At 34.0% G+C, this 24,606-nt stretch carries 21 protein-coding genes and 1 other annotated feature; of the genes, 16 read left to right on the top strand and 5 right to left on the bottom strand.

What is annotated here, in order from left to right:
* Window positions 1–108 precede the first annotated feature (108 nt).
* The 3 genes from G7082_RS08475 to G7082_RS08485 are packed head-to-tail and all read left to right on the top strand — an operon-like array spanning window position 109 to window position 3,546.
* Entirely contained in the window at window positions 109–1,941 is a 1,833-nt protein-coding gene (locus tag G7082_RS08475) for a glucose PTS transporter subunit IIA (RefSeq protein WP_166034671.1), read from the top strand.
* Between the two features lie 18 nt (window positions 1,942–1,959).
* Window positions 1,960–2,676, top strand: coding sequence for a glucosamine-6-phosphate deaminase (locus G7082_RS08480; RefSeq protein WP_166034672.1), 717 nt, complete (start codon window positions 1,960–1,962; stop codon window positions 2,674–2,676).
* Between the two features lie 21 nt (window positions 2,677–2,697).
* On the top strand, window positions 2,698–3,546 hold the full coding sequence (locus tag G7082_RS08485) for a PRD domain-containing protein (protein WP_166034673.1): 849 nt from the start codon (window positions 2,698–2,700) through the stop codon (window positions 3,544–3,546).
* Between the two features lie 107 nt (window positions 3,547–3,653).
* Here G7082_RS08485 and G7082_RS08490 read toward each other — a convergent pair whose 3' ends face one another.
* Window positions 3,654–5,462: an alpha/beta fold hydrolase gene (locus G7082_RS08490; RefSeq protein ID WP_166034674.1), complete on the bottom strand. Its 1,809-nt coding sequence runs from the start codon at window positions 5,460–5,462 to the stop codon at window positions 3,654–3,656.
* Between the two features lie 57 nt (window positions 5,463–5,519).
* Window positions 5,520–6,104: a TetR/AcrR family transcriptional regulator gene (locus G7082_RS08495; RefSeq protein WP_166034675.1), complete on the bottom strand. Its 585-nt coding sequence runs from the start codon at window positions 6,102–6,104 to the stop codon at window positions 5,520–5,522.
* Between the two features lie 178 nt (window positions 6,105–6,282).
* On the opposite strand from G7082_RS08495, the gene G7082_RS08500 reads away from it, so the two are divergent.
* The 12 genes from G7082_RS08500 (at window position 6,283) to G7082_RS08555 (ending at window position 18,160) form a co-directional block, all read left to right on the top strand.
* On the top strand, window positions 6,283–7,107 hold the full coding sequence (locus G7082_RS08500; protein WP_238842633.1) for a DUF4767 domain-containing protein: 825 nt from the start codon (window positions 6,283–6,285) through the stop codon (window positions 7,105–7,107).
* A 98-nt stretch (window positions 7,108–7,205) separates the two neighbouring features.
* Entirely contained in the window at window positions 7,206–7,913 is a 708-nt protein-coding gene (gene rluF, locus G7082_RS08505) for a 23S rRNA pseudouridine(2604) synthase RluF (RefSeq protein WP_166034676.1), read from the top strand.
* A 162-nt stretch (window positions 7,914–8,075) separates the two neighbouring features.
* A complete protein-coding gene (locus G7082_RS08510) occupies window positions 8,076–8,618 on the top strand; it encodes a sigma-70 family RNA polymerase sigma factor (RefSeq protein ID WP_166034677.1) in 543 nt (180 codons plus the stop codon).
* Window positions 8,602–9,996 (top strand): hypothetical protein, encoded by a 1,395-nt coding sequence (locus tag G7082_RS08515; RefSeq protein WP_166034678.1) that lies wholly within the window; start codon window positions 8,602–8,604, stop codon window positions 9,994–9,996. The genes G7082_RS08510 and G7082_RS08515 overlap by 17 nt, the downstream gene beginning before the upstream one ends.
* Window positions 9,997–10,124: 128 nt before the next feature.
* Window positions 10,125–11,879 (top strand): sensor histidine kinase, encoded by a 1,755-nt coding sequence (locus G7082_RS08520; protein WP_166034679.1) that lies wholly within the window; start codon window positions 10,125–10,127, stop codon window positions 11,877–11,879.
* A 2-nt stretch (window positions 11,880–11,881) separates the two neighbouring features.
* Window positions 11,882–12,604 (top strand): LytR/AlgR family response regulator transcription factor, encoded by a 723-nt coding sequence (locus G7082_RS08525; protein ID WP_166034680.1) that lies wholly within the window; start codon window positions 11,882–11,884, stop codon window positions 12,602–12,604.
* 125 nt (window positions 12,605–12,729) lie between these two features.
* A complete protein-coding gene (gene lrgA / locus G7082_RS08530) occupies window positions 12,730–13,158 on the top strand; it encodes an antiholin-like murein hydrolase modulator LrgA (protein WP_166034681.1) in 429 nt (142 codons plus the stop codon).
* Between the two features lies 1 nt (window position 13,159).
* The gene (lrgB, locus tag G7082_RS08535) at window positions 13,160–13,843 is read left to right on the top strand and encodes an antiholin-like protein LrgB (protein ID WP_166034682.1); all 684 of its coding nucleotides are present in this window, start codon (window positions 13,160–13,162) and stop codon (window positions 13,841–13,843) included.
* A 65-nt stretch (window positions 13,844–13,908) separates the two neighbouring features.
* Window positions 13,909–14,144 (top strand) — a binding site (T-box leader).
* A 519-nt stretch (window positions 14,145–14,663) separates the two neighbouring features.
* The gene (gene ltrA / locus G7082_RS08540; protein WP_166033354.1) at window positions 14,664–15,941 is read left to right on the top strand and encodes a group II intron reverse transcriptase/maturase; all 1,278 of its coding nucleotides are present in this window, start codon (window positions 14,664–14,666) and stop codon (window positions 15,939–15,941) included.
* Window positions 15,942–16,054: 113 nt separating this feature from the next.
* Window positions 16,055–16,705, top strand: a complete 651-nt coding sequence (locus G7082_RS08545; RefSeq protein WP_166034683.1) for an amino acid ABC transporter permease — start codon at window positions 16,055–16,057, stop codon at window positions 16,703–16,705.
* Between the two features lie 11 nt (window positions 16,706–16,716).
* On the top strand, window positions 16,717–17,358 hold the full coding sequence (locus G7082_RS08550; RefSeq protein WP_166034684.1) for an amino acid ABC transporter ATP-binding protein: 642 nt from the start codon (window positions 16,717–16,719) through the stop codon (window positions 17,356–17,358).
* Window positions 17,342–18,160 carry an amino acid ABC transporter substrate-binding protein gene (locus tag G7082_RS08555; protein WP_202983086.1) on the top strand — a complete coding sequence of 273 codons (819 nt, stop codon included), beginning with the start codon at window positions 17,342–17,344 and terminating at the stop codon, window positions 18,158–18,160. Before G7082_RS08550 ends, G7082_RS08555 begins: the two co-directional genes overlap by 17 nt.
* Before the next feature lie 31 nt (window positions 18,161–18,191).
* On the opposite strand, the gene G7082_RS08560 is transcribed toward G7082_RS08555, so the two are convergent.
* On the bottom strand, window positions 18,192–19,097 hold the full coding sequence (locus tag G7082_RS08560; protein ID WP_202983087.1) for a PocR ligand-binding domain-containing protein: 906 nt from the start codon (window positions 19,095–19,097) through the stop codon (window positions 18,192–18,194).
* Between the two features lie 162 nt (window positions 19,098–19,259).
* Here G7082_RS08560 and G7082_RS08565 point away from each other — a divergent pair, with 162 nt between their 5' ends.
* A complete protein-coding gene (locus G7082_RS08565; protein WP_166034686.1) occupies window positions 19,260–20,426 on the top strand; it encodes an iron-containing alcohol dehydrogenase in 1,167 nt (388 codons plus the stop codon).
* 598 nt (window positions 20,427–21,024) lie between these two features.
* On the opposite strand, the gene G7082_RS08570 is transcribed toward G7082_RS08565, so the two are convergent.
* Window positions 21,025–22,788: an ABC transporter ATP-binding protein gene (locus tag G7082_RS08570; RefSeq protein ID WP_166034687.1), complete on the bottom strand. Its 1,764-nt coding sequence runs from the start codon at window positions 22,786–22,788 to the stop codon at window positions 21,025–21,027.
* Window position 22,789: 1 nt separating this feature from the next.
* On the bottom strand, window positions 22,790–24,520 hold the full coding sequence (locus G7082_RS08575; protein ID WP_166034688.1) for an ABC transporter ATP-binding protein: 1,731 nt from the start codon (window positions 24,518–24,520) through the stop codon (window positions 22,790–22,792).
* Window positions 24,521–24,606: the final 86 nt, after the last annotated feature.

Genomic DNA, 24,606 nt, shown 5'->3' on the forward strand with positions numbered 1-24,606 from the left:
ACATACAGTAGGATTCGTTACGGGTAATGCCGGCAATGCCTGAAGAAAGTGTATTTAGTACGCACTTTCTTCAGGCATTTTTTATTGGATGAGAAGAGGAGGCGTATCATGAACAATCAAGAGTTAGCTAAAAAAATATTAAAAGAAGTGGGTGGAGAAACTAATATTTATAGCTTTACCAATTGTGTGACTCGACTAAGGTTTCAGATTAAAGACAAGAAAAAAGTGAACCAGCAAGCTCTAAATGACATTGAAGGAGTTTTAGGAACTCAATTTCAAAACGATCAATTTCAAGTCATTTTAGGAGGTAAGGTCGTTAATGTTAGTAATGAGCTAAATGAATTAGTTCATTTGTCATCCGATGAGAAAGAGGTTTCTCAAGAGAAAAAAAGTGTATTATCTCATGTATTAAATACACTTTCTTCAATATTAACACCAGCATTACCACCAGTTATCGCAGGAGGGTTACTAAAAGGTTTCATTTTTATGTTTTTATCATTGGGATGGGTAGCAGGAGACTCTGATTCTATCATCTTTTTTAATGCTTTATCAGACGCTATGTTTTACTTTTTCCCATTTTTACTAGCAGTTAGTTCAGCTAAAATATTTAAAACCAATGAGTACTTAGCGTTAACTTTAGCAGGATTATTGATGTACCCATTTGCGATTACAGACGGTCAAGAAATTATCTCACTATTCGGGATGATACCTGTCGTTGTCGTTAACTATAGTTCATCTGTTTTACCAATTATCTTTTCTGTATGGTTACTAAAATATGTTAAAAATTTCTTTGATAAAGTCATATCAGAAATGGTTAATATGATTTTTTCACCGCTCTTATCTTTATTAGTGGTAGGTCCAATTGCAATGGCTCTTTTAGCTCCATTAGGATTTTATATTGGTGAATATCTAGCAATGGGTGTTAAGTGGTTAATTGATTTCTCACCTTGGCTTGCCGGTTTTATTGTAGGAGGAACAAGGCCAATTCTTGTATTAGGTGGTATGCACCATGCGATGAACCCAATCATGCAACAGGAAATATCAAGTTTTAACTCTTCTCAAATGATAGCGATGGTTTTAATGAGTACGTTTGCCCAAGCAACAGCAGCCTTGGTTGTCTATGTAAAATCAAAAGATATGAAAGAAAAACAAGTGGCATTATCAGCTGTTATTCCAGGCTTTTTGGGAATTACTGAGCCAGCTATTTATGGTGTCTTAGCAAGATATAAAGGAGCTATGATTGCCGCGTGTGCTGGTGGTGGTATTGGCGCAGCTGTAAGCACTATGCTAGGAGGAAAGGGTTATGCCTTTGTTATGCCTGGTATTATATCAATTCCAGCATTTATGGGTGAAGGATTTACAGGGATTTTAATTGGAATAGTGACAACCATTTCTGTAACAGCTATCTTAACGTTTGTTTTAATGAATCGCTTTAATGAAAAAGCAGAAAGTGAATCTGTCAAAAAAGATGAGTTAAATCAAGTTGATTTGAATATCGCATCACCAGCGATAGGAGAAATTGTTCCTTTGAATCAGATTTCAGATGTTACTTTTTCTAAACAAGTACTAGGTAAAACAGTGGGTATCTCAGCACAAGAAGAAACGCTTTATGCACCATTAGATGCAGTAGTAAAAGCTGTTTTTCCAACGAATCATGCGATTGGTCTGGAATTAGAAGGTGGAATCGAGTTGTTGATTCATGTAGGTATTGATACGGTTGGATTAGAAGGAAAAGGCTTTGAAGTGAAAGTAAAACAAGGCGATAGTATCACAAAAGGAACGCCTATACTATCTTTTAGTAAAGAAATAATAAAATCAGAAGGATTGAGTGATACGATTATTTTGGTAATTACCAACACAGAAAATTTTAGTTCTGTGGAGGCTATTGTTGAAGAAGGTTCAGTAGATTTGGAAAAAGATTTATTTAAAATAAAAAAATAAAAACGAGGAGACAATAATATGAAATTAATTATAACAAAAGATGTTCAAGAGATGAATGAAGTGGGCGCACAACAGTTACTAGGAGCGATGCATACGCAATATCGAACCAATATTGCTATTACAGCAGGATCAACGCCAAAAGGTGTTTACGAGATTATGACACCATTGGTAAAAAATAAAACATACTTTGATAATGTTCACTACTATAATTTTGACGAAATACCTTTTAAAGGGGAAGAGGGTTACGGGGTAACTATGACTAATCTGAATAAATTGTATTTCGATCCAGCAGCCATTAACAAAGAAAAAATACATGTGCTAGATGACACTAATTATGATGGTTATGATGACATAATTGCAAATGATGGAGGATTAGATTTTGTATTATTAGGTGTGGGTGCTGATGGACATTATTGTGGTAACTTACCAAATACCACAAAATTTGGTGATTTAACAAGTCGAGTAACTGAAGATGCCAGACCAGATATGGTTGATATCCTGTTAAGTGAAGTCGGTGGAGTGGAAGAAAAACGTCCTGATTTTTATGTTACAATGGGTCCAAAGAGTATTATGCAAATCAAAAAACTAGTGATGATCGCAAATGGAAAAAGCAAAGCAGAGGTTGTTAAAAAATTAGTAGAAGGTATCGTAACGGAAGAGTTTCCTGTTACGCTGTTGACAACACATCCTGATTTTACTCTAATTGTGGATGAGGAGGCAGCTTCACTGCTGTAATCTTTTACGGGAGGAAGTTATATGCATGTAAAGCAACGACTAAACAATAATGTGGTGCTTGTGGAGAATAGCTCTGACAAATCTGTCATGATTGTTATGGGAAAAGGTGTGGGTTATAAAGCGTATCCTGGTGACACGGTAAGTAGTGATTTAGTGGATAAAACTTTTATTTTAAAGGACAATGTTGACAATGAGCTTGCTAAAATTTCAGCACTTATTCAGGAAATTCCTATGGTGTTTATCGAAATTAGTAATGATGTCATTAAGATTGCTGAGAGTGAATTTGAGACAGAATTTGGTTTATCTATGCTGATTTCTTTAGCAGATCATATTTATTCAGCTATTGATCGAAAAAACAAAAATATTCAAATGGTGACACCTCTACATTGGGATATTAAGCAATTATATCCTACTGAAGTTAGGTTAGGAGAAAAGGCTGTACAGCTAATCAATCAAAAACTAGAGATAGATTTAGATGAAACAGAAGCAACAGCCATCGCGATGCATTTTATTAGTAATGTAAAAAATTATGAATCGATGCAACAAGCGATGAACTTTACAAAAGTTATTTCGGATATACTCTCGATTATCCAATATCATTTTCAAATAAAGATAGATCAAAGTTCACTGAGCTTCTCACGTCTAGTGACACATCTTCAATATTTTCTCATTAGACAAGTTAAGGAAATAGGTATGGAAGCCATGACAGACGATATGATGAAATTAGTTCTTCAACAATATCCAGAGTCCTTTCAATGCTCCGATAAAATTCTTAACTATTTAAGTGAGAATCAAAAAGTAAAACCTTCTCTAGAAGAAGAAATCTATTTGACCATACATATTGAACGTGTACGTCAAAGTGAATTATAAATAAATATTGAGTTGTTAGAAAAAACTATCTAAGAAATGTATATTATATTGTTAACAGTTAATTTATAGGAGATTCCTAAATTGTTGGAATCTCCTATTTTTCTATTTTAAAGCCTATCAGTGATAGTTTTAGCTGTTTCTTTAGGATGACTTAAAGGAAAATGATGTCCAAAGGGGAAAGTATGCTTGATATTAAAGTTATTAGGTTGTTCGTATGCTTTATCTTTTGCTCCCCAGATACTTGTAATTGAGTTACTATCTAATTGCTTAAAGTTCATTTGAGATAAGGCTTTATTCATGAGTAAATTGGTATTTAAAATTCTTGGAGAACTAAAGCTTTGTTTTAATTTCTTAAAGTAATTATCAGATATTTCTTCTTGAGAAAATAATCCTTGTTTAATAAAATACTGCTTTAGTTGTTCAGAACTAACTGATTTTAACAAAAGTTTACTCAGCCAAATTGGTTGGGTATTTTTTTTATTTATAACAGGTGGCTGGAGCAAAATAAGTTGTTGATCATCTGATAAAATATGTTGTTCCATACTTTCTATTAAAAGGGCTGCTCCAAAAGAATGTCCAACGTAAGTCACTTGGTTTTTAGACTCGTGTTGAATCATTCGAACCACCTCTAAAAAGGGAGCGAGAACATTATTGCTTTTCTGAAAAGGTGAACGTCCAAATCCAGGTAAATCAACTATCCAAACAGGTCGATTTGTTTGATTGTTTAACTCAAGTCCTAAAGGAAATAAATCACTTCCTTCGCTGAATAGACCATGAATTAACACAAGTGTTTTTCCTTCTCCTTTCAGTTGATAAAGAGTTGTTTGATTAAGTGTTGTCCTGATAAAAGGTTCGATATCCTCTTTTCCAAAAGTCAACGTGTGATCAATATCAGCAACAACAAGTGGTAATGAATCAGTAACAGATAAATCATCGATTAAAAATTCAGGATAATCATGTTTAAGCGATTGATTATCAAATTGTTTATCTGTCATAAAATTCAAACCGGATTTAGGAATTCCAGTTATTTGACTACCTCCAAACGTCATGAATGTTTTTAGAAGAGGCATTGGTACTGTAATTTTTGGCGTCTTCATGTTCATTGATTGAGAGACTAGTGACATTAATACTGGTAAATTTAAATCTTTATTTTTATCTTGAACTAAAGTATAAGTGGCATTTTGTTTAGGCTGATCTAGCAAATTTTGAATAACAAAATTAGAAAAAACATCTTTATGTATAACTGGTAATCGATAATTCTTACCACCAGGAATTACGGGTAAAAGTCCCTGTCTGATAATATCCATAAATAAACCAAATCCAGCGAGTTGTTCTGTTTGACCTGTTTGTTTTGTGCCGATAACGGTAGGTGGATTAATAACAGTTAGTGGAAAGCCTTCTTGTAAAGCAACCTGACGCATCAAAATATCTGCTTGAAATTTCATCTGTTCATAAAAAGAATCACTGGCTAATAAGGGATGGATTTCATCAAAAACATCATAGTCTGACCAATCTTTTGGGTCATCATTAAAAGGGCTCATGTACCCAACAATATGAATTAGTTGCTTTAATCCATTAGTTTTATGGATTTCTGTAGCCAATTCAGCAACGTGTTTTGCTCCATTTAGGAAAGCTGTTTTAGCCTCTTCTTTTGACAAAGAGATGTCCATTGGTCCTCCGCAGTGAATCATCGAATCACAGGATAAAGCTATTTTTTTATCTGTCTCATTTAAACCTAAATTAGGTAAAGTTAAATCTCCCGTAATTAATTGAATCCTTGAATCATTCAGCCTTTTTAAATGAAGAGCTCTGTCTTTATTTCTAACGAGTAGCGTTAACTTGATATTTTTACTAGTCAGTTGAGTCACAATTTCACTTCCAATAAATCCCGTAGCGCCGATAATTAAAACGTTCATAAGTTATTCTCCTTTTGTAGTACTGAATAGTACTAATTTAGTTTAAAAAAATTACTCTTATTTGAGTAATTTAAATAGTTGTTTAGCTGTTGTTGTGATAATACGGTTATCTTTTTTCATTTCTGCGAGAAACAAAGCCCCTTCTAAATTGGTAATAAATAGCTGAGCGATCTCTGTCTGATTGATATTGGGGTTAAATTCTTTTTTTTCGATTCCTTCCTGAATAAGGCGCTCGCAAACAAAGGTTAAACTAGAAAAAAATTGGGCAATTTTTTCTTTGATAATCGTTGCATCGTTCGGTGCTTGAATGGCTAAAGTGATAAAAGGACATCCTCCTTGGTAGTCACGTTTTTCTACGCCACTAGAAAGACTATCTAAAAAAAGTAAGGTTCTTTCTTCCACAGATAGAGAAATCTGAGAAAGTGCCACTTCAAGGTTCTTTTGATACGTATCAATCCAAAAATCGATCACAGCAACTAAGAGTTCATCCTTGTTAGAAAAATGATAGTAAACATTTGATTTTGAGACATTGCTGACACGGACAATTTCATCCATACTGGTATAAACAAAGCCTTTTTCAAAAAATAGTTTAGCAGCCGTTTCAACAACATGCTCTTTATTAAGTTTTTTATGAGTTGTCATATTAGAACTATATAGTACTAAAAAATAAAAAGCAATTATTTTATCTTTATTAAATATTTCTAGCTTATGTATCAATGTTTCTCAGATATAAATAATTTATTAAAGAGAGTCAAAAGTAGCTAATAAATCTATAAATAAGGTACAATATACATAGAAAAATTATACGAAGGAGAAAACAATGAAAAAAAGAATGGTGAAAATCGTGTCTATAGGTGTCTTAAGTTTATTGTTAGTCTCATGTGGTAAAAATAAAAGTTTTGATCAGTCCATGCAAAAAACAAAAGAAGCTATTATTGAGGAGAAATTTGAGCAAGCAGAAGCATTCGTGGAGATGGCCTTAGAGAGTAAACCAAAAGACCCAACTGCTAAAAATTATCAAAGCCAAATTAAATTTTACAATGAAGCCATGGTTTTCAAAAAGAAAAAGGAAATCAACAATACAATGGTTAAACTAGATAACGTGATTGAAATCAAAGATGGTTCAGAAAAAATGGTGGAGTACGCTAAAAAAGAAAAAGCAGAAGTGTCTTCTCAAAAAGAAGACCCAAAAAAAGAGGAAGTCAAAGAAACAAAAGATAAAGCATTATGGAATGACACTAAGAGAAATAGTTTGCGTGATTTCATGGCTAACTTTAGTGTGACCATGGATCAAAGTTATAAAGAATATAGCCAAACAAATGATGTTGATTTATATGGTGTTGGTTTACCAAGTGCTGTTCTTAGTGGTAATTGGACCATGGCGATTAATAATCAGCCGGTTTCGATTGTGTGGTCTGAAACTGGAGAGGGAACAGCAACTCATCAATTAGTAGCCGTTTATTCAGATGCAGACACACAACCTTACTTAAAAAAACATGTTTATTTCTTTATGATAGAAAATGAGATACCTAAAGTTTATGTGACCCAACAAAATCAAGGAAACGAAGAAAACTATCTTCATTTTAATCTTACTGAAAATGCGGAATTAAAAAATGGGTTTAGCAGTATTGTTAATGGAAAATAGTTTATAATTTTAAGCAAACTTTTACTTGTTTTACCTTCCAAATAACGTATAGTAGAGAAAGAAGAAATGACTAACAAGAGATAAAGGAAGTGAGTAACATGCGTTTAAATAAATTTATCAGTGAAGCAGGTAAGGCCTCAAGACGAGGTGCGGACAAATTGATTGAAGAAGGCCGTGTAAAAGTTAATGGAAAAAAGGCTAAGATTGGTAGCCAAGTAAATCCCGGAGACGAAGTTTATGTGGATGGTAATCAGCTTTACGTTGCCCGAGATAATGTGTACATCGCTTTAAATAAGCCAGTTGGTATCACAAGTACGACTGAAAAAGGGGTTAAGGGGAATATTGTTGATTTGGTGAACCATTCAACACGAGTGTTCCACATCGGGCGGTTAGATAAGGATTCAGAAGGTCTGATTTTACTAACAAATGATGGGGATATTGTGAATGAAATTTTGCGTTCAGAAAATGAACATGAGAAAGAATATGTGGTTTCTGTAGATAGACCCATTAATGCAGAGTTTATTAAAGGTATGTCAGAAGGTGTTCATATTTTAGGGACAAAAACATTACCTTGTAAAGTGGAACAATTATCAAAATATGATTTCAATATCACCTTAACTCAAGGTTTAAATCGTCAAATTAGACGGATGTGTGAGGAGCTTGGTTATCAAGTTTGTCGCTTGCAAAGATTACGTATTATGAGTATTGAACTAGGAACGTTACCTGTTGGACAATGGCGCTACTTATCTAAGAAGGAAAAAGCTCGCCTGTTCAGAGAATTAGATTACGAAGAAAAAGAATGGTAGAAATATAAGAATAACCTCTTAAAAGTTGGATGAAAATCTGATTTTTAAGAGGTTTTTTTTTGGATAAATTATAAAATAGAAAGAAAGCATGTCACATTTTTTTCCTTTGAAACGTTATATATTATGAAGAGGCAATTAAGATGAAAGGAGAGAAAAAAGGCGATGAAAAAAATAAAGTCTAACCGTCATTTTTTTGAATATTTGTATGAAACCTATGAACAACGAATTTTTTATCAAGCGTACTCAGTATTAAATCAAAAGGAACAGGCAGAAGATATTACTCAAGATGTTTTTGAGCAGTTATATCAAGAAAAAGAGAAACTACAACGTTTAGATGAAGAACACTTGAAAAAGTTAATAATAACCATTACAAAAAATAAAGCCATTGATTTGTATCGGAAGAACACGTCACAGATTAAATACATAGAAGATTATAAAGAAAATAATCGTGGACAAATACCAGATAATAATGTTGTTGATCGTTTGGAAGAACTTGTTTCAGAAGCTGAATTTCAAGAGATTACAAGAGAACTTAAAGAGCCATATTTACAAGTTTTTATGTATCGAATTTTTTATGGTTTATCAACAAAAGAAGTGGCACAGATTATGTCTCAAAAAGATGCGACGATTCGTAAACAATTTGAGCGAGGGAAAAAAATTGTGAAAAATATATTAGGAGGTAGTGACTATGAAAAAGTTCAATGATGAAGCAGATAAAGAGATGAAAGTCGCAGAGAAACTTGTTCAAGAAGAATTTGATAAAGACAATCCAAAAATTGAATTTTCAAAAGATTATGAAGCAAGAAAAAAACAATTTTTAGCTGGAATATCAGAAGAACCAACTAAGAAGAAAATGACTAAGAAAAAATTATGGCTAGTTGCTGCAGCACTCCTGTTTTTAGTACCAGCGACAGTTTACACAGCAAATGAAGTCTACCAATTCTTAACAAAGAAGACGAATTACGAGTTAGATGTTTCTCTTAATCAAGAAAAAAATTATACCCATGACAAATCTTATAAGCTTAAGTTAGATTATCTACCAGAAAACATGGAAAAATATGAACATGGGGATAAATACAGCTACAAAGATCATTTAAATGAAGGTGGACTCAGTTTTGAATTGCTTCAAATAACGAATCAAGCAGAGTTTAAGGAGCTTTATACAAAGGATTACCAAGAAACAAAAATAGGAGAACATCAAGTTGTTATCATTGAACGTGAGAAATTAAATAAAGATGCTGCGTTTGATTTTGATACAATAGTTTATCTGCTTTTTGAAAAAGAAGGCTATATTTTAAAAACTTATGTGGGAAATGATGTGAATGAGGCGGAGTGGAAAAAAGTTTTAGAAAATATCGCTTTAGAAGAAACGACTAAAAAAGAGGCAACACCCTTCCAAGAAGCTCCTAAAAAAGATCAAAAAGAAGAAGTAATAAAGAAAATAGATTTAGGATTCTTACCGGAAAATAGCAAACAGATTCATTCTGTGGGTGAGAAAGTAAAAATAAATACAAATGGACTCTTTAATTTTACAATCAACAAAGTCGAGGTTTTAGATGATTTAAGTCAGTTAGAGGAAAATAACTTTCGTTTAAACCATGAAGAGTTACTAGAGAAAGGTATCCTGAATATTGATAATAAACTCCCTACAATCAGTCAAAAAATCATCAAAGAAGGAAACGGTCGCACGACTGTAGATGAGGAGATAGGGCAGAAAGAAAATCAAGTCAAGTTTGTTTATATAACAGCTACTTTAGAAAATCTAGCCGATTCAACTATCGAAAATTTATTCTTACAAAATGAACCTTATCTCCTTAATAAAGGTAGTAAGGGATGGGTGATGGATGAGGAACAAGTTGATTTTACTTCTTACTCAGGTGAAGTGGATTATTTGGATAGTCACGGAGTAGAGAATCTTTTTTATAACATACCAATAATTGATGGTAAAGAAAAAAGAGAAATTCATTTTGGTTATTTTATGGATGAAGATCAGTTGGACAAAATGTTTTTACCACTTTTTGAATATCGTGGAATTGATAATTTAGGAGCGAAAGATATTACTTGGATAGATATCAGACAGTGAGAAGGATAAATGAAAAAATAGAACTCGATGGGTGAGTTCTATTTTTTGTTGTTTGTACAATAATAAAAATTTTTTATATCTTTTACAAAATAGTGTTACAATAATAAAAAAAGTGAGAGGTGAGATAGATGATTGAGTTATTTATTATGATGATGGAACGGGTTGGATTAATCATATTACTAGCCTACTTATTAGTGAATTTAGATGATTTTAAAACGTTATTGTTTAAGAGAGAGATGTATCAATCTAAAATTAAGTTGATCGTCTTTTTTTGTGTTTTTGCCATCATCTCAAATTTAACAGGTATTGAAATATCAGGAGATAAAATTATGCAGAGCAACGTCTTAACCCATATTTCAAATGAAGCAGCAATTGCCAACACAAGAACATTAGCTATCAGTGTCTCTGGATTAGTTGGAGGACCGGTTGTTGGTGTGATGGTTGGATTTGTTGCAGGTATTCACCGAGCCTTTCAGGGGACAGGCATAACAGGTTTATTTTACATTCCATCTTCTATTTTAATTGGTATATTGTCAGGGCTTTTTGGACAGCTTTTAACCAAGAAAAACTTGTTTCCAAATCCTTTTCATTCGGGATTAGTTAGTGCATTAATGGAAATGATTCAAATGCTATTTGTCTTATTTTTCACAGGGTCATTGGCAGAAGGATTCGCTTTAGTTAAATTGATTTCCATACCAATGGTGTTATTAAATAGTGTCGGGACTTTTATTTTTATGTCTATTTTAAATAGTACTTTAAATCAAGTCGAAGAAGCAAAAGCGATTCAAACCCATGATGTTTTAGAATTAGCTGCGAAAACCTTACCTTATTTTAGGAAAGGTTTAGAGCCTGGTACTAGTCAAGATGTGGCTAAAATTATTCAGCATTATACGAAAGTCAGTGCGATTAGTATTACGGATAATTCCAAAATTTTAGCTCATGTGGGTGCAGGAAGTGATCATCATATTCCTGAAAAAGATGTGATCACAGAGCTATCAAAAGAGGTTCTTCAGACGGGGAAAATAGCGATAGCCTACAATAAAACAAGTGTGGGTTGTACAGAAAAAACCTGTCCCTTATCAGCTGCTATAGTGATTCCTTTAATGAATAAAGAAAATATTGCAGGAACTTTGAAGTTATATTTTACGGATTCAAGAGATTTAACTGAATTGATGAAATCCTTAGCAGAAGGATTAGGCACAATTTTTTCTTCTCAAATCGAATTAGGGGAAGCAGAAATTCAAACCCAATTATTAAAAGAAGCAGAAATAAAATCCCTTCAATCTCAAGTTAATCCGCATTTTTTCTTCAATTCAATCAATACTATTTCAGCCTTGATGAGAAAAGACAGTGAAAAAGCACGAGAGTTATTGTTACAATTGAGCCAATATTTTAGAAGTAATCTAAAAGGTGCAGCTGAAACCTTGGTTCCATTAGAACAAGAGTTAGCTCAAGTGGATGCTTATTTAATTTTAGAGCAGACACGGTTTCCAGATAAATACGAGGTGACGTTTGATATTCAGCCAGAAACATTAAATGTTAGCATACCGCCATTTGCCTTACAAATATTAATAGAGAATGCTATTAAGCATGCGTTTGATAAGAGAAAACAGAACAATCAAATCCAAGTTTCAATTTATACGGATGCTGAGAAACTAAAAATTGATGTAAGGGATAACGGTACAGGAATTACGGATGAAAGAATCTTGCAAATTGGTCAAGGTGTATTGCATTCGGAAGTAGGTTCAGGGACAGCGCTGTACAATTTAGTTCGGCGAATTGATAGTTTATTTGGTGAAAAAGGAAAATTTGATGTGTATTCACGACCAGAAGGCGGTAGTCAATTTTTAATTAGCATACCCATTATTAGAGAGGAGTTTTAAACATGCATGTATTAATTGTGGATGATGAACCATTAGCAAGAGAGGAACTGTCCTATCTTGTAGAGCAACATAAACAAGTAAAAACAATTGCTACAGCAGAGTCAGTAGATGAAGCAATGTCACAAATAATGGATGAGAAACCAGATGTTATCTTCTTAGATATTCAGTTAATGGGGGAAACAGGTTTTGACTTGGCAGAAAAATTAGTCAAGTTAAAAAAATCTCCTTATCTCATATTTGCCACGGCGTTTAATCATTATGGTGTAGAAGCCTTTTCCGTGAATGCTAGAGATTATATTTTGAAACCTTTTGAAGAGAAAAAAATCCTTTTGGCACTAGATAAAGCTGTGGGAGAATTAGATTCTAAAGAGCCAGAGAGCAGTGTCCAACAGACCGTTGATGCTATACCAGTTTATGTAGAAGACCGAATTTTTCTGATTGACCCAGCAGAAATTTACGCCGTTTCTGTAGAGGGAAGAATTTTAACAATTGTGACTAAGGATAAACAATATGAAATGACAGGGACCTTGAATCATCTCAGCGGTAAATTACCTAGTCAATTATTCTTTAAAACACATCGGAGTTTCATGATAAATTTAACCAAAATAAAAGAAATCCAACCTTGGTTTAACCACACACTACAAGTCACTTTATTAAATGATTTAAAGGTACCAATTAGCCGTTCTTACATGAAAAATTTTAAAGAAAAAATAGGACTTGATTAGTAGATGTTTGTGATGTTTTCAGAATTGTAAGTGGTGTCATGATTTTTGCAAGTCATGAATAAAAGGTAAAAAAAGATCATTCTCATTGTATACTAAGCCCATAAAACAATGTAGGAGTGAGAATGATGGATAAGAAAAAAATGTATGGTTTTTTAGAACAAGCTTTTGTTTACGCTTTAATATTACTAATCTCAAACGGAATTGCGAGTATTTCGCCTATACCATTACCACCTTCATTGATTGGTTTGGTCTTACTTTTTACAGCGTTGTGTTTAAAGATTGTTAAATTAGAACAAGTCGAAGGTTTGGGAAATAGCTTTTCAAAAATTATTTCATTTCTTTTTGTTCCATCAGGTATTTCTTTAATCAATTCATTAGATATTATGGCAAAATATGGATTTCAAATTATGACACTAATCATCGTCGGCATCTTGGTTTTATTTGTAACAATTGCTTTCTCAAGTTCTTTATTACTAAAAATGAGAGAATCATTTTCAAGTAGTAAAGTAGTTAAGACCAATCAAACACTAAATCAAGCAAAAGAGGTGCGTTAAAATGACCCCATATATTGGAATTATGATTACACTAGTTGCTTTTGGTATTGGTTCTTGGTTGTTTAAATGGAGCAAAGGATTCTTTTTATTCACACCGTTATTTGTTGGAATGGTTCTAGGGATTGTTATTTTAAAAGTGACAGGTATTAGCTATGAAGAGTATAATACGGGTGGAAAAATGATTAGTTTCTTTCTAGATCCAGCAACTGTTGCTTTTGCAATCCCTCTTTATAAAAAAAGAGATGTATTAAAAAAATATGCTTTGGAAATTATTATGTCATTAACAATTGGTACGTCTGTCGCTCTTTTTGTAACGATTGTAGTCGGTAAATTAATGGGTGTCTATCAAGAAATTATTTTAGCTATTTTACCCCAAGCAGCAACAACAGCGATTGCGGTTCCTATTTCAAAATCAATTGGTGGTCTGCAAAGTATCACTGCTTTTGCTGTTATTTTTACAGCAGTCTTAATTTACGCATTAGGAAAAAATCTAATTAAACTCTTCAATATAAAAAATCCGATTTCAAGAGGCTTAGCTTTAGGGGCATCAGGGCATGCATTGGGTGTTTCAGTTGGTCTTGAATTAGGTGAAACAGAAGCTGCAATGGCAAGCTTATCTGTCGTTGTTGTTGGCTTAGTAACTGTTGTTCTTGTCCCAGTCTTCGCTGCGATGATGAGCATGTAAATAAATTTATTATTTGACACACGTAAAAATTCATGGTAAATTACTTTTCAATATCACACATAAATAAAAAAGCAGATAGAGAAAGAGTAACTTATTCGCGTCTTTTAGAGAGTCTTCGGTTGGTGAAAGAAGATAGACAACAGTAGGTGAACACATCTCTTAGCTAATTTCCTGAAATGATGAAGAGTAGGGGAGTTCGGATTCACCCGTTACCGTGACGCAGTTGTTAGACTGTTTGAGGATCTATTGATTTAGATTAAAGTAAGGTGGAACCACGAAACTTAAAGTTATCGTCCTTTTGGCATATGCCAGAGGGGCTTTTTTTGTTCGCCCAGCATGGGCGAACTCTAACGGGTGAAAGTCCCTAACACGACCTAATAGTGGTAAGTGTATAGCCGAAAGCAAGGGTGTCCATGGTGACGTGGAATCTGAAGGAAGCTCTAGGTAAAACTCTGGTCTGACGAATAGAAATCACATAGGAGGCTACATACGAGGATAAAACTGCAAAAGAAGTTAAAGTCCGATAACTATTGAAATAATCGTATGGAGTATATGTGGCAGATAGATGGAGTGAAAGAGTTCGCACCTTAACTGGGGAGGTCTCATCATCTTATCCCAAAATCTTATGGCAACATAAGGCTGAGATATGAGAAGTCAGCAGAAGCCGTAGTAGTGAAGACGGTTAGTGAAAGTTAACTAGAGCGAAGGGCTGAACAATTTTAATGTTATCAAAAATTAATCACTGGAAGAGGAAATAGACTACTGACGAAAAGTTTTAAAGTAGATACCGACTTTACAGAATTGAAAGGAAATAACAACTATGTACACAGAAACAGTTTTAGAACAAATCGTGGATAGAAAGAATCTGAATCAAGCATTTAAGCAAGTCAGACGAAATAAAGGTGCCGAAGGTGTGGATGGTATGACTATTGAAGAAACGGCGAGTTATATAACGTCTAATAGAAAAGAAATAGTCACCCAAATCAGAAACAGAAAGTATAAACCATCCCCCGTTTTAAGAGTAGAAATACCGAAGCCAACTGGTGGTGTCCGACTTTTAGGTATACCAACAGTAAAAGATCGTGTGATACAGCAAGCTATATCTCAAGTGATTTCCCCCAAGTTTGATAAGGAGTTCAGTCCATATAGCTATGGATTTAGGCCTAACAAACAAGCTGAAATGGCCATCCAACAATCGTTGGATTACTTTAACGAAGGCTATGAATGGGTTGTAGATATTGATTTGGAGAGATTCTTTGATACTGTGAATCATGATAGATTAATGAATTTAATCTCACGAGTGATAAAAGATGGTGATGTCATTTCTCTGATTAGAAAATTTTTAGTTAGTGGTGTACAAGTCAACGGACAAGTTAAGCCAACGGATATAGGTACACCACAGGGCGGTAATTTATCTCCTCTACTAAGTAATATTATGTTAAATGAATTGGATAAAGAACTTGAAGCAAGACAGCTTCATTTTGTCAGATATGCAGATGACTGTTTAATTATGGTGAAAAGTGAAATGTCAGCGAGAAGAGTCATGCGCTCAGTAACAAAATTTATCGAAGAGAAATTAGGACTAATTGTGAACGTCACAAAATCCAAAATAATTAAAGCTGGAGACTCAGAGTTGAAGTATTTAGGTTTTTCTTTTTATAAAGGAAAGGATGGCTATCAAGCTAGACCACATCAAGCATCAGTTGAAAGCTTTAAGTTTAAATTAAAAAGGCTGACACGTAAAAATTGGAGTGTCAGTATCGAGGATAAAATTAAACGATTGAATCAAGTGATATTAGGTTGGATTAACTATTTTAAGATTGGAAAAATGAAGAAAAATCTATCGAAGATAGAATCTCATCTACGTTTCCGAGTGAGAATGTGTTTATGGAAACAATGGAAAACCGCTCAAAATAGAAGAAAGAATTTAATAAAACTAGGTATGGATAAATATACTGCTTATAAATACAGTCATACAAGTAAAGGCGTAGTGAGGATAGCTTATTCATGGGTCATGACTACCACGATGACAAATAAGAGAGTAGCCGAATTAGGACTAATCTCTTGTGTAGAACATTATAGTAAAGTACATAGTTAATTTAAAATTGAACCGCCGTATACGGATCCGTACGTACGGTGGTGTGAGAGGACGAATAATCAAACATGGTTATTCTCCTACTCGATGTACCAAAAATTAGGAGGAATGTAGAAATGGAACTTATCGTTAAAATTTTACCGGCACTACTAGAAGGAACCAAGACGACAATTTTTGTCTTTATTATGACAGTTTTATTATCATTACCCTTAGGCGGGTTACTAGGCTTAATTTATACCCGAACACAAATAAAAGTGATGAGATGGGTAGTTGGTTTTTATATATGGGTAATCAGAGGAACACCTTTACTACTACAACTTTTAATCGTTTTCTTTGGTTTTCCATTAATTGGTGTCACCCTTCAAAGTAGAATGTTGGCAGTCTTAGTTGCCTTTGTTTTAAATTATACCGCTTATTTTACTGAGATATTTAGAGGAGGTATTGAAGCTGTTCCGCAAGGGCAATATGAAGCGGCTCAAGTATTAGGGTTAAGCAAGTGGCAAGCAGAACAAAAGGTTATTATTCCTCAAGTGATGAAAATTATTTTTCCTTCATTGGGAAATGAAGTGGTTACCTTAGTGAAGGATACCTCGCTTATTTATGCGCTGGGGCTAAGCGAAGTCATGAAGGCTGGTCGAATTGCGATGCAGCGTGAAGCCAGTATTGTTCCCATGATTGTAGTGGGTGTGATTTATTTGATTCTAACAGGAACAGTGATTCTTAGCATGAAGTGGTTAGAGAAAAGAAAAATATTTCAAGTAGAGTAGGAGTGAGATAAATGATTGAGATAATCAATTTTAGTAAGCAATTTGAGAATAAAGATATTTTTAAGGATTTATCCTTAGAGATAGAGGAAGGAACTATTTTGGCTTTAGTTGGTCCGTCGGGTGTAGGCAAGACGACTCTTTTGCGAAGTTTAGCGGGTCTTGAAAGCCTCGATTCTGGTGAGTTGAAAATAAGTAATCAAAATCTAGCACTAGATAAAAATACAGGAGAAATCGGCATGGTATTTCAAGATTTCCAATTGTTTCCAAATTTATCAGTGTTGGATAATCTGATGTTAGCACCTATGTTGGTAAAAAAAGAAACAAAAGAAATTGTAGAAAAAGAGGCTCTTACTTGGTTAACACGGTTTAACTTAGTCGAAGCCAAACATAAATACCCATCTAAATTATCGGGAGGTCAGAAACAGCGAATTGCGATTATTCGGGCTTTATTAATGAAACCTAAAATACTATGTTATGACGAACCAACTAGTGCGCTAGATCCTTTATTAGTGGACAGTATTGCTGACATGATTTTAGAGATGAAACAAGAGAACATTACACAGATTGTAGTGACTCATGATCTCATATTTGCTAAAAAAATAGCTGATCAAGTATTAGAAATAGGAGGGTATAACAATGAGAAGAATGATTAAATTAGCAGGAATAAGTCTAATCACCTTGAGTGTTTTAGTCGGATGTGGTCAATCATCAAAAGAAAAGAATAGCCAGTGGGATAAAATCCAAAAAAATAAAGAATTAGTTATAGGAATTGATGATACTTTTGTTCCTATGGGATTTAGAGATGAAAAAGAGCAACTAGTGGGATTTGATATTGACTTGGCAAAAGAAGTCACTAAAGAAATGGGACTAAAGGCTAAGTTTCAACCAATTGATTGGACCCTAAAAGAAACGGAACTAGAAAATGGAACGATTGATGTGATTTGGAATGGTTATACGGTGACAGATGCTAGAAAGAATAAAGTTGATTTTACTAAGGATTATTTAGTCAATGAGCAAGTTTTGGTCACACGTAAGGAAAGTAAAATTAGTAAATTTTCCGATATGAAGGATAAAACACTAGGAGCTCAAGAAGGTTCTAGTGGGTATGAAGCATTTGAAAATAAACCTGACATCCTAAAAGATATCGTGAAGGATCAAGATGCGATTGTTTTTCCAACTTTTACAGAAGCATTTATGGATTTAGAGGCGAAGCGAATCGATGGCTTGTTAATTGATAAAGTGTTTGCTGAGTATTATTTATCAAAACAAAATAATAGCCAAGAATTCCAACTGGTTAAAGGAAAATATGATAATGAGAATTTTGCGATTGGTGTGAAAAAAGGAGAAGTGACTTTACGAGATGAATTAAATAAAGGTTTAGATAAAGCTTATGCAGATGGATTGTCCCAAAAAGTGAGTCAAAAATGGTTTGGAGAGAACCGAGTGATAAAATAAAATGTTGAGGAGAGTAAAAAGTGCCTTCTCCTCAACATTCTATAGTTGTTTTTTTATATTTAAGTGGCGATATTCCTTCAAATTTTTTAAAACTTCTAATAAAGTAACTGGTATCTAAAAAACCAAGGGAATCACTAATTTCAGTTATATTTTTATCAGTGTGTTGTAATAAATCTTTAGCCCATTCGATTTTAAGACGTGGATAAAATTTATTAAAAGGCTCACCAAATTCTTTTTTTAGTAAACGACTTAAATAACTAAGACTAATGTGATTGATTTCTGACAACTGATTTAAGGTATACATGATCTGCTTGTTTTCAAAGAGTAAATCAATAATTGGCTGTAGTTTATGCTCTTTTGTTTGATAGGAATGAATTAAATTTTCTTTAACAACTAAGTGATTGTCTTTAGAAACAACAGAATAATCACTCTTAGTTATTTCCGTTAATAAGTAATGGGAAAGGATAGATAGCATATTTGCTGATTTTGTTAATTCAATTAAATCTAAATTGGGAATTTTTTCATAGTCAGTTAGATAGTCTTCTAAATACTGATTAACTTCATTAAGAGTTAGAAGTTGCTCTAAATCACTATTAGAAGTGTCTAGCTTTACTTGCCCAGCCATAATAGCACCTAAATACTGTTCGTTCATAATAATGGGAATGGCCGTATCCACCAAATTAAAGTGGCAACGATAAATAAAAGGTTCGCCTTGTCTGACAGCTTCAATAGCTCCTCTAGCATCACATTTTTCGCAATATTTTGCTAAGTCAGGGTTAGAACGCAGCTTTGAACAAAAGGGTTGAATGTTACTGTGTTTGCCAACGGGTTGTCCTTTATAGTCAACTAAAATAATCGCTAACTTGGTAACATCAGCAATCGAGTCTTGTAATTTTTCCCATTCTTTCATATTAATGAGTTCATCTATTTTTAACATTCCTATCATCCTTTCCTTAAAAAGCAAATAAAGACTATTTTACAAATGAGTACTACCTTAATGTGAAATATATCACGTTTAAAATCCAATGTAAATAGTTGAGAGAAGTTTTAAACTATAGATAGAAGTAAATGATCAATAAAAAGTAAAGGATGATAGATAATGAAAGAGAATTACGATTTTATGATGCCTAGCGTTAACTTTTTTGGTCCTGGTGTCATTAACAAAATAGGTGACCGTGCAGAGATGTTGAATATGAAAAAAGTTCTGATCGTAACTGATAGTTTCTTGAAAAATATGGAAAATGGACCAGTTAAACAAACAGAAGCTAGTTTAAAAAATACTGGTGTGGATTACGTTATTTTTGATGAAGTTGAACCGAATCCTAAATTACGTAATGTTAAATCTGGTGTGGCTTTTTATAATGCGAATAATTGTGATAGCATCATTTCAGTTGGTGGGGGTTCAGCTCATGATTGTGCTAAAGGAATTGGAATTGCCCTAACAAATGGTGAAGATGTGACTAAATTAGCAGGGATTGAAACACTAAGCAATCCATTACCTCCACTTATGGCGGTGAATACAACTGCCGGAACAGCTTCAGAAATTACTCGTCATGCGGTGTTAACCAATGAAGAAACTCATTTAAAATTTGTGGTTGTGTCTTGGCGTAATGTGCCACTAGTGTCATTCAATGACCCATTGTTGATGTTAGATGTGCCAACTAAATTAACAGCGGCTACTGGTATGGATGCTTTATGTCACTGTGTGGAATCTTATGTATCTGAAAATAGCAACCCAATTACAGATGCTCAAGCGATTCAAGGAATTAAACTAATTGGTGAGAACTTACGTCGTGCTGTAGCCAATGGTCATGATATTGAAGCGAGAACTAACATGGCTTACGCCTCACTTTTAGCAGGAATGGCTTTTAATAATGCTGATTTAGGTTACGTTCATGCCATGGCTCACCAATTAGGTGGACAATATGATGCCCCACATGGTGTGTGTTGCGCGGTTTTAATGCCAACTGTTGAGAGATGGAACATGATTTCTAATCCTGAAAGATTTAAAGATATTGCCGTTTTATTAGGTGAAAATGTGGATGGTCTATCTAAAATGGAAGCAGCGGAAAGAGGAATTAAAGCTTTAGAACGTATTTCTGAGGATGTTGGTATTCCAACTAACATTAAATCGATTGGTGCGAAAGAGGAAGATTTTGAATTAATGGCAGAAAATGCCTTAAGAGATGGCAACGCCTTTTCAAATCCTCGTAAAGGTAGTAAAGAGGATGTTGTTGAATTATTTAGACAAGCTTATGAAGCTTAATTAATATAGATGAAAAAATCACAAAAACGAGATTTAGGTTTTTGTGATTTTTTATGCAATAGTTGAGTGATGTATTTGGAGTTAAGCCCCTTTTTCATCACTCTATGTAGTCTGGGTTCAAAAGGCAACTCCCGCGACAGCTTCAAAAATAAAAATTAATCGAAAAGTGCCTCGCTTATTTTTTATTTCCTCCAGCTGCTTGGAGTTAGGCACCTTTTTCACCACTCTATGTAGTCTGGGTTCAAAAGGCAACTCCTGCGACAGCTTCAAAAATAAAAATTAATCAAAAAGTGCAACGATTATTTTTTATTTCTTCCAGCAGCTTGGAGTTAAACGCCTTTTTCATCACTCTACGTAGTCCGGGTTCAAAAGGCAACTCCTACGACAGCTTCAAAAATAAAAATTAATCGAAAAGTGCCTCGATTATTTTTTATTTCCTCCAGCTGCTTGGAGTTAGGCGCCTTTTTCATCACTCTATGTAGTCCGGGTTCAAAAGGCAACTCCTACGACAGCTTCAAAAATAAAAATTAATCAAAAAGTGCAACGATTATTTTTTATTTCCTCCAGCTGCTTGGAGTTGAGCGACTTTTTCACCACGCTATTCCTTAAACTGACTTTGATGCAACGTGGCATACAGACCTTCTTGTTTAAGTAGTTCTTGATGTGTTCCTTGCTCGATGATATTTCCAGCTTCCATAACGAGAATTAAATCCGCTTTTTCAATCGTGGATAGTCTATGAGCGATGACAAAACTAGTTCTGCCTCGTGTAACAGTGCTCATTGCTTTTTGAATTTCCACTTCTGTTCGAGTATCTACACTAGAAGTCGCTTCATCTAAAATTACAACAGGAGGATTGGCTAAAATAACCCGAGCAATGGTTAGAAGTTGTTGCTGACCTTGAGATAAGGAACCATTTTCACTAGAAATAATAGTGTCATAGCCATTTGGGAGAGTTCTGATAAAGTGATCACACTGCGCAATTTTAGCAGCTTTGATAATATCTTCGCGGTTAGCGTCTTTCTTTCCATAAGCAATATTATCGGCTACAGACCCTTCAAATAACCAAGTATTTTGGAGAACCATGCCAAATTTTGAGCGCAATTCTTTTCTAGTGAGTGTTGTGATATCTTGACCATCATAAGAGATAACACCACCATTAATTTCATAGAAACGCATTAATAAATTAATCAGCGTTGTTTTCCCAGCACCAGTAGGACCAACGATCGCCACCATTTTTTGAGGATTTGCCGTAAAACTAACGTTGTTCATTAATAAATGATCAGTAGTATAACCAAATTTAATGTGATCAAAAGTAATTTTTCCTTGAGAATTTTTAATTGTCACGGGATCTTGAGTATCAGGAACTTCCTCTGGTTGATCAAGAATGTAAGTCACTCTATCTAAAGAAGCCATCGCACTTTGAAGCGCATTAATCACATAAGAAAAATTAGTGATGGGTTCAGAAATTTGATTAACATATTGTAAATAAGCTTGAATTAAACCAATTGTTAATGTCCCTTGAATAACCATTCCAGCACCCAAAATGGCACTAATAATAAAAGCAAGTTGATTTAAAAAACGAATTGCCGGATAAATAGCAAAATCAAAAAACTGAGAATTTAGAAAGGCTTTTTTATGTTGTTGATTGGTCTCATCAATTTGTTTTGCTGTTTCTTGTTGCTGGTTGAATGTTTTAATCTCTAAATTACCTGAGAAAAATTCTTCAACTTTATTGTTTAATTGTCCTAAAACTTCTTGATTGGTATCAGCTAAACGTTTATTTTTATTTGCTACCCAAGAAGTCACCACAGATGAAACAATAATTAAGACTAAAACAACACCAGTTAATTTGATATCGATGTAAAGTAGCATCCCGATACCTAAAACAATCGTTACGACAGATGAGAAAAATTGATTGATTCCTGTCAATAAAACTTCTGCAATTCGGTTAATATCGTTTGTGGTACGACTTAAAATATCCCCAACTTGATGAGTATCAAAGAATGACATCGGTAGTTTTTTGAATTTTAGAGTAATTTCTTTTCTAAGACGTAAGGTAACTTTTTCGCTTAAAGAGGCCATCATTCTTTCTTGAATAAAAGAAAAACAAGCGCTAATCATAGCGATAATAATGAGAAGAAGCACAGGGCGTAAAATTAAGCCTTGGATACTATCAAAAGACAAGGGTGTGCCATTTTGTTTAATCATTTTTAATAAATCATCAATTGCAATCCCCATAATAAAGGGCATCATGGTTATCAGTGTGTTACTAACTAAGCTACATAGAGCCAGTAGAATAAAATACGTTCTCTCCGGTTTAATGAGTCTGAAAAAACGACTCATACTTGATTTTTGTGACATCTTATTCAACTCCTTCCAAAGAAATACCTTGAGAAATGGCAAATTCTTGGTATGTCTGATTATTTTTTAAGAGAAAATCATGTGTCCCTTGCCCAACGATTCTTCCCTCATCTAGGACAATGATTTGATCAGCATCTTGAATAGTACTTAATCTCTGAGCGATAATTAAAAAGGTACTATCTGGCATTTCTGTTTTTAAAGCACGTCTCAAATTAGCGTCTGTCTGATAATCAAGAGCTGAAAAACTATCATCAAAAACATACAAATCAGCCTTTTTTATCAAAGCACGAGCGATACTTAATCGTTGCTTTTGACCACCAGAGAAATTCGTTCCACCTTGAGAAACAGGCGCTTGAAGTTTATGTGGTTGATTTGAAATGAAGGTTTCTGCTTGAGCGATTTTAACTGCTTGTTGAATTTCTTTTGCAGTAGCAGTAGGGTTCCCCATTAAAATATTACTCTCAATAGTGCCATTAAAGAGAAAGGCTTTTTGAGGAACATAGCTTATAGTTTTGCGTAAGTCGTGTTGACTCCAAGTATTAAATGAGTGGCTATGAATGGAAATATCCCCACTATTAATGGTTGATAATTTTAGTAGTAGTTTAGCAATCGTGCTTTTTCCAGAACCAGTCCCACCCACAATAGCAGTTGTGTGTCCTTTTAAAATATCAAAACTAATTCCTTCTAATACAGGTTCAGCACCTTTATAAGCAAAAGAGACATTATCAAATTTGACTAAAACCTCACTAGTGTTGGCTTCACAGACAGCTGTTTTTTCTTCAGAAATTTCTGGTGTAGTTGTTAGAACCGCTTCAATTCTATTTAAAGAGGCAACTGCTCGAGGTAATGTAACAACAACCATTGCCGCTAAAATCAAGTAACCTAATGTTTGAATAGAATATTCAACAACTGCTGTAACAACACCAATTTGTAAATTTCCCTGCCCCACTAACAAACTTCCCATCCAAATAATTAAGGCAAAAACAATCCCCATAATCAGATAAGCAATCGGCGTTAAGAAAGCAAAAATTTTATTAACAGCAACCATACTAGAAGCGTAATCAGAAAATCGTTGGTTGTTTTTTTCTTCTTCTAACTCTTGATTATCAAAGGCTCGAATGATATTAATGCCATTAAAAAATTCTCGCAGTTTAACCATCATACGGTCCAATTTTTCTTGAATTTTACTAGATAAAGGCAATCCTTTTTTTAGTAATAAAAAAACTGCTACTAAGTAAATTACAACTGACGTAAGAGGAATTAAAGCCAACTTAGGTGAGTTAATAAAAGTCATGATAACAGCGAATAGGCAAATAATTGGAGCAGGTAAGATTAATTGTAAGACCATCATAAATTCTCGTTGGACATTGGTAACGTCATTCATCATTCGCGTTAAGAGACTAGATACGCCAAATTTTTCCATATCTTGTATGGATAGCTCTTGTGTTTTTTGATAAAAATCGTGGCGAACTTGATAACCGTAAGTAGCAGCTAATTCTGCAGAAAGATAGCTTCCCCAGATAGCAGAAAGGCTACCTAAAAGTGCAACTAGCAGCATTTGCCCACCAATTTTTATGACTAAGGATTGATTGCCAGAAGTAATCCCCACATCAATCAATCGACCGATTAAAAAAGGGACTGCTAAGGTTCCAATAGTTTGGAGAGTTAGGGCAAGTAATGTTAGAAAGCTAAGTTTCTTATTTTTTCTAATAAATTGTTTTAAGTAAGTCATTTTTCTCCTCATTTCCAGGTACTTAAAATTTAGGTAAAGTACCAGCGAAAATCATTCTATACCTTAAAGCTACTTGAAGGTCAATA

This window comes from Vagococcus hydrophili (genome assembly GCF_011304195.1).
In the GTDB taxonomy this organism is placed as follows: domain Bacteria; phylum Bacillota; class Bacilli; order Lactobacillales; family Vagococcaceae; genus Vagococcus; species Vagococcus hydrophili.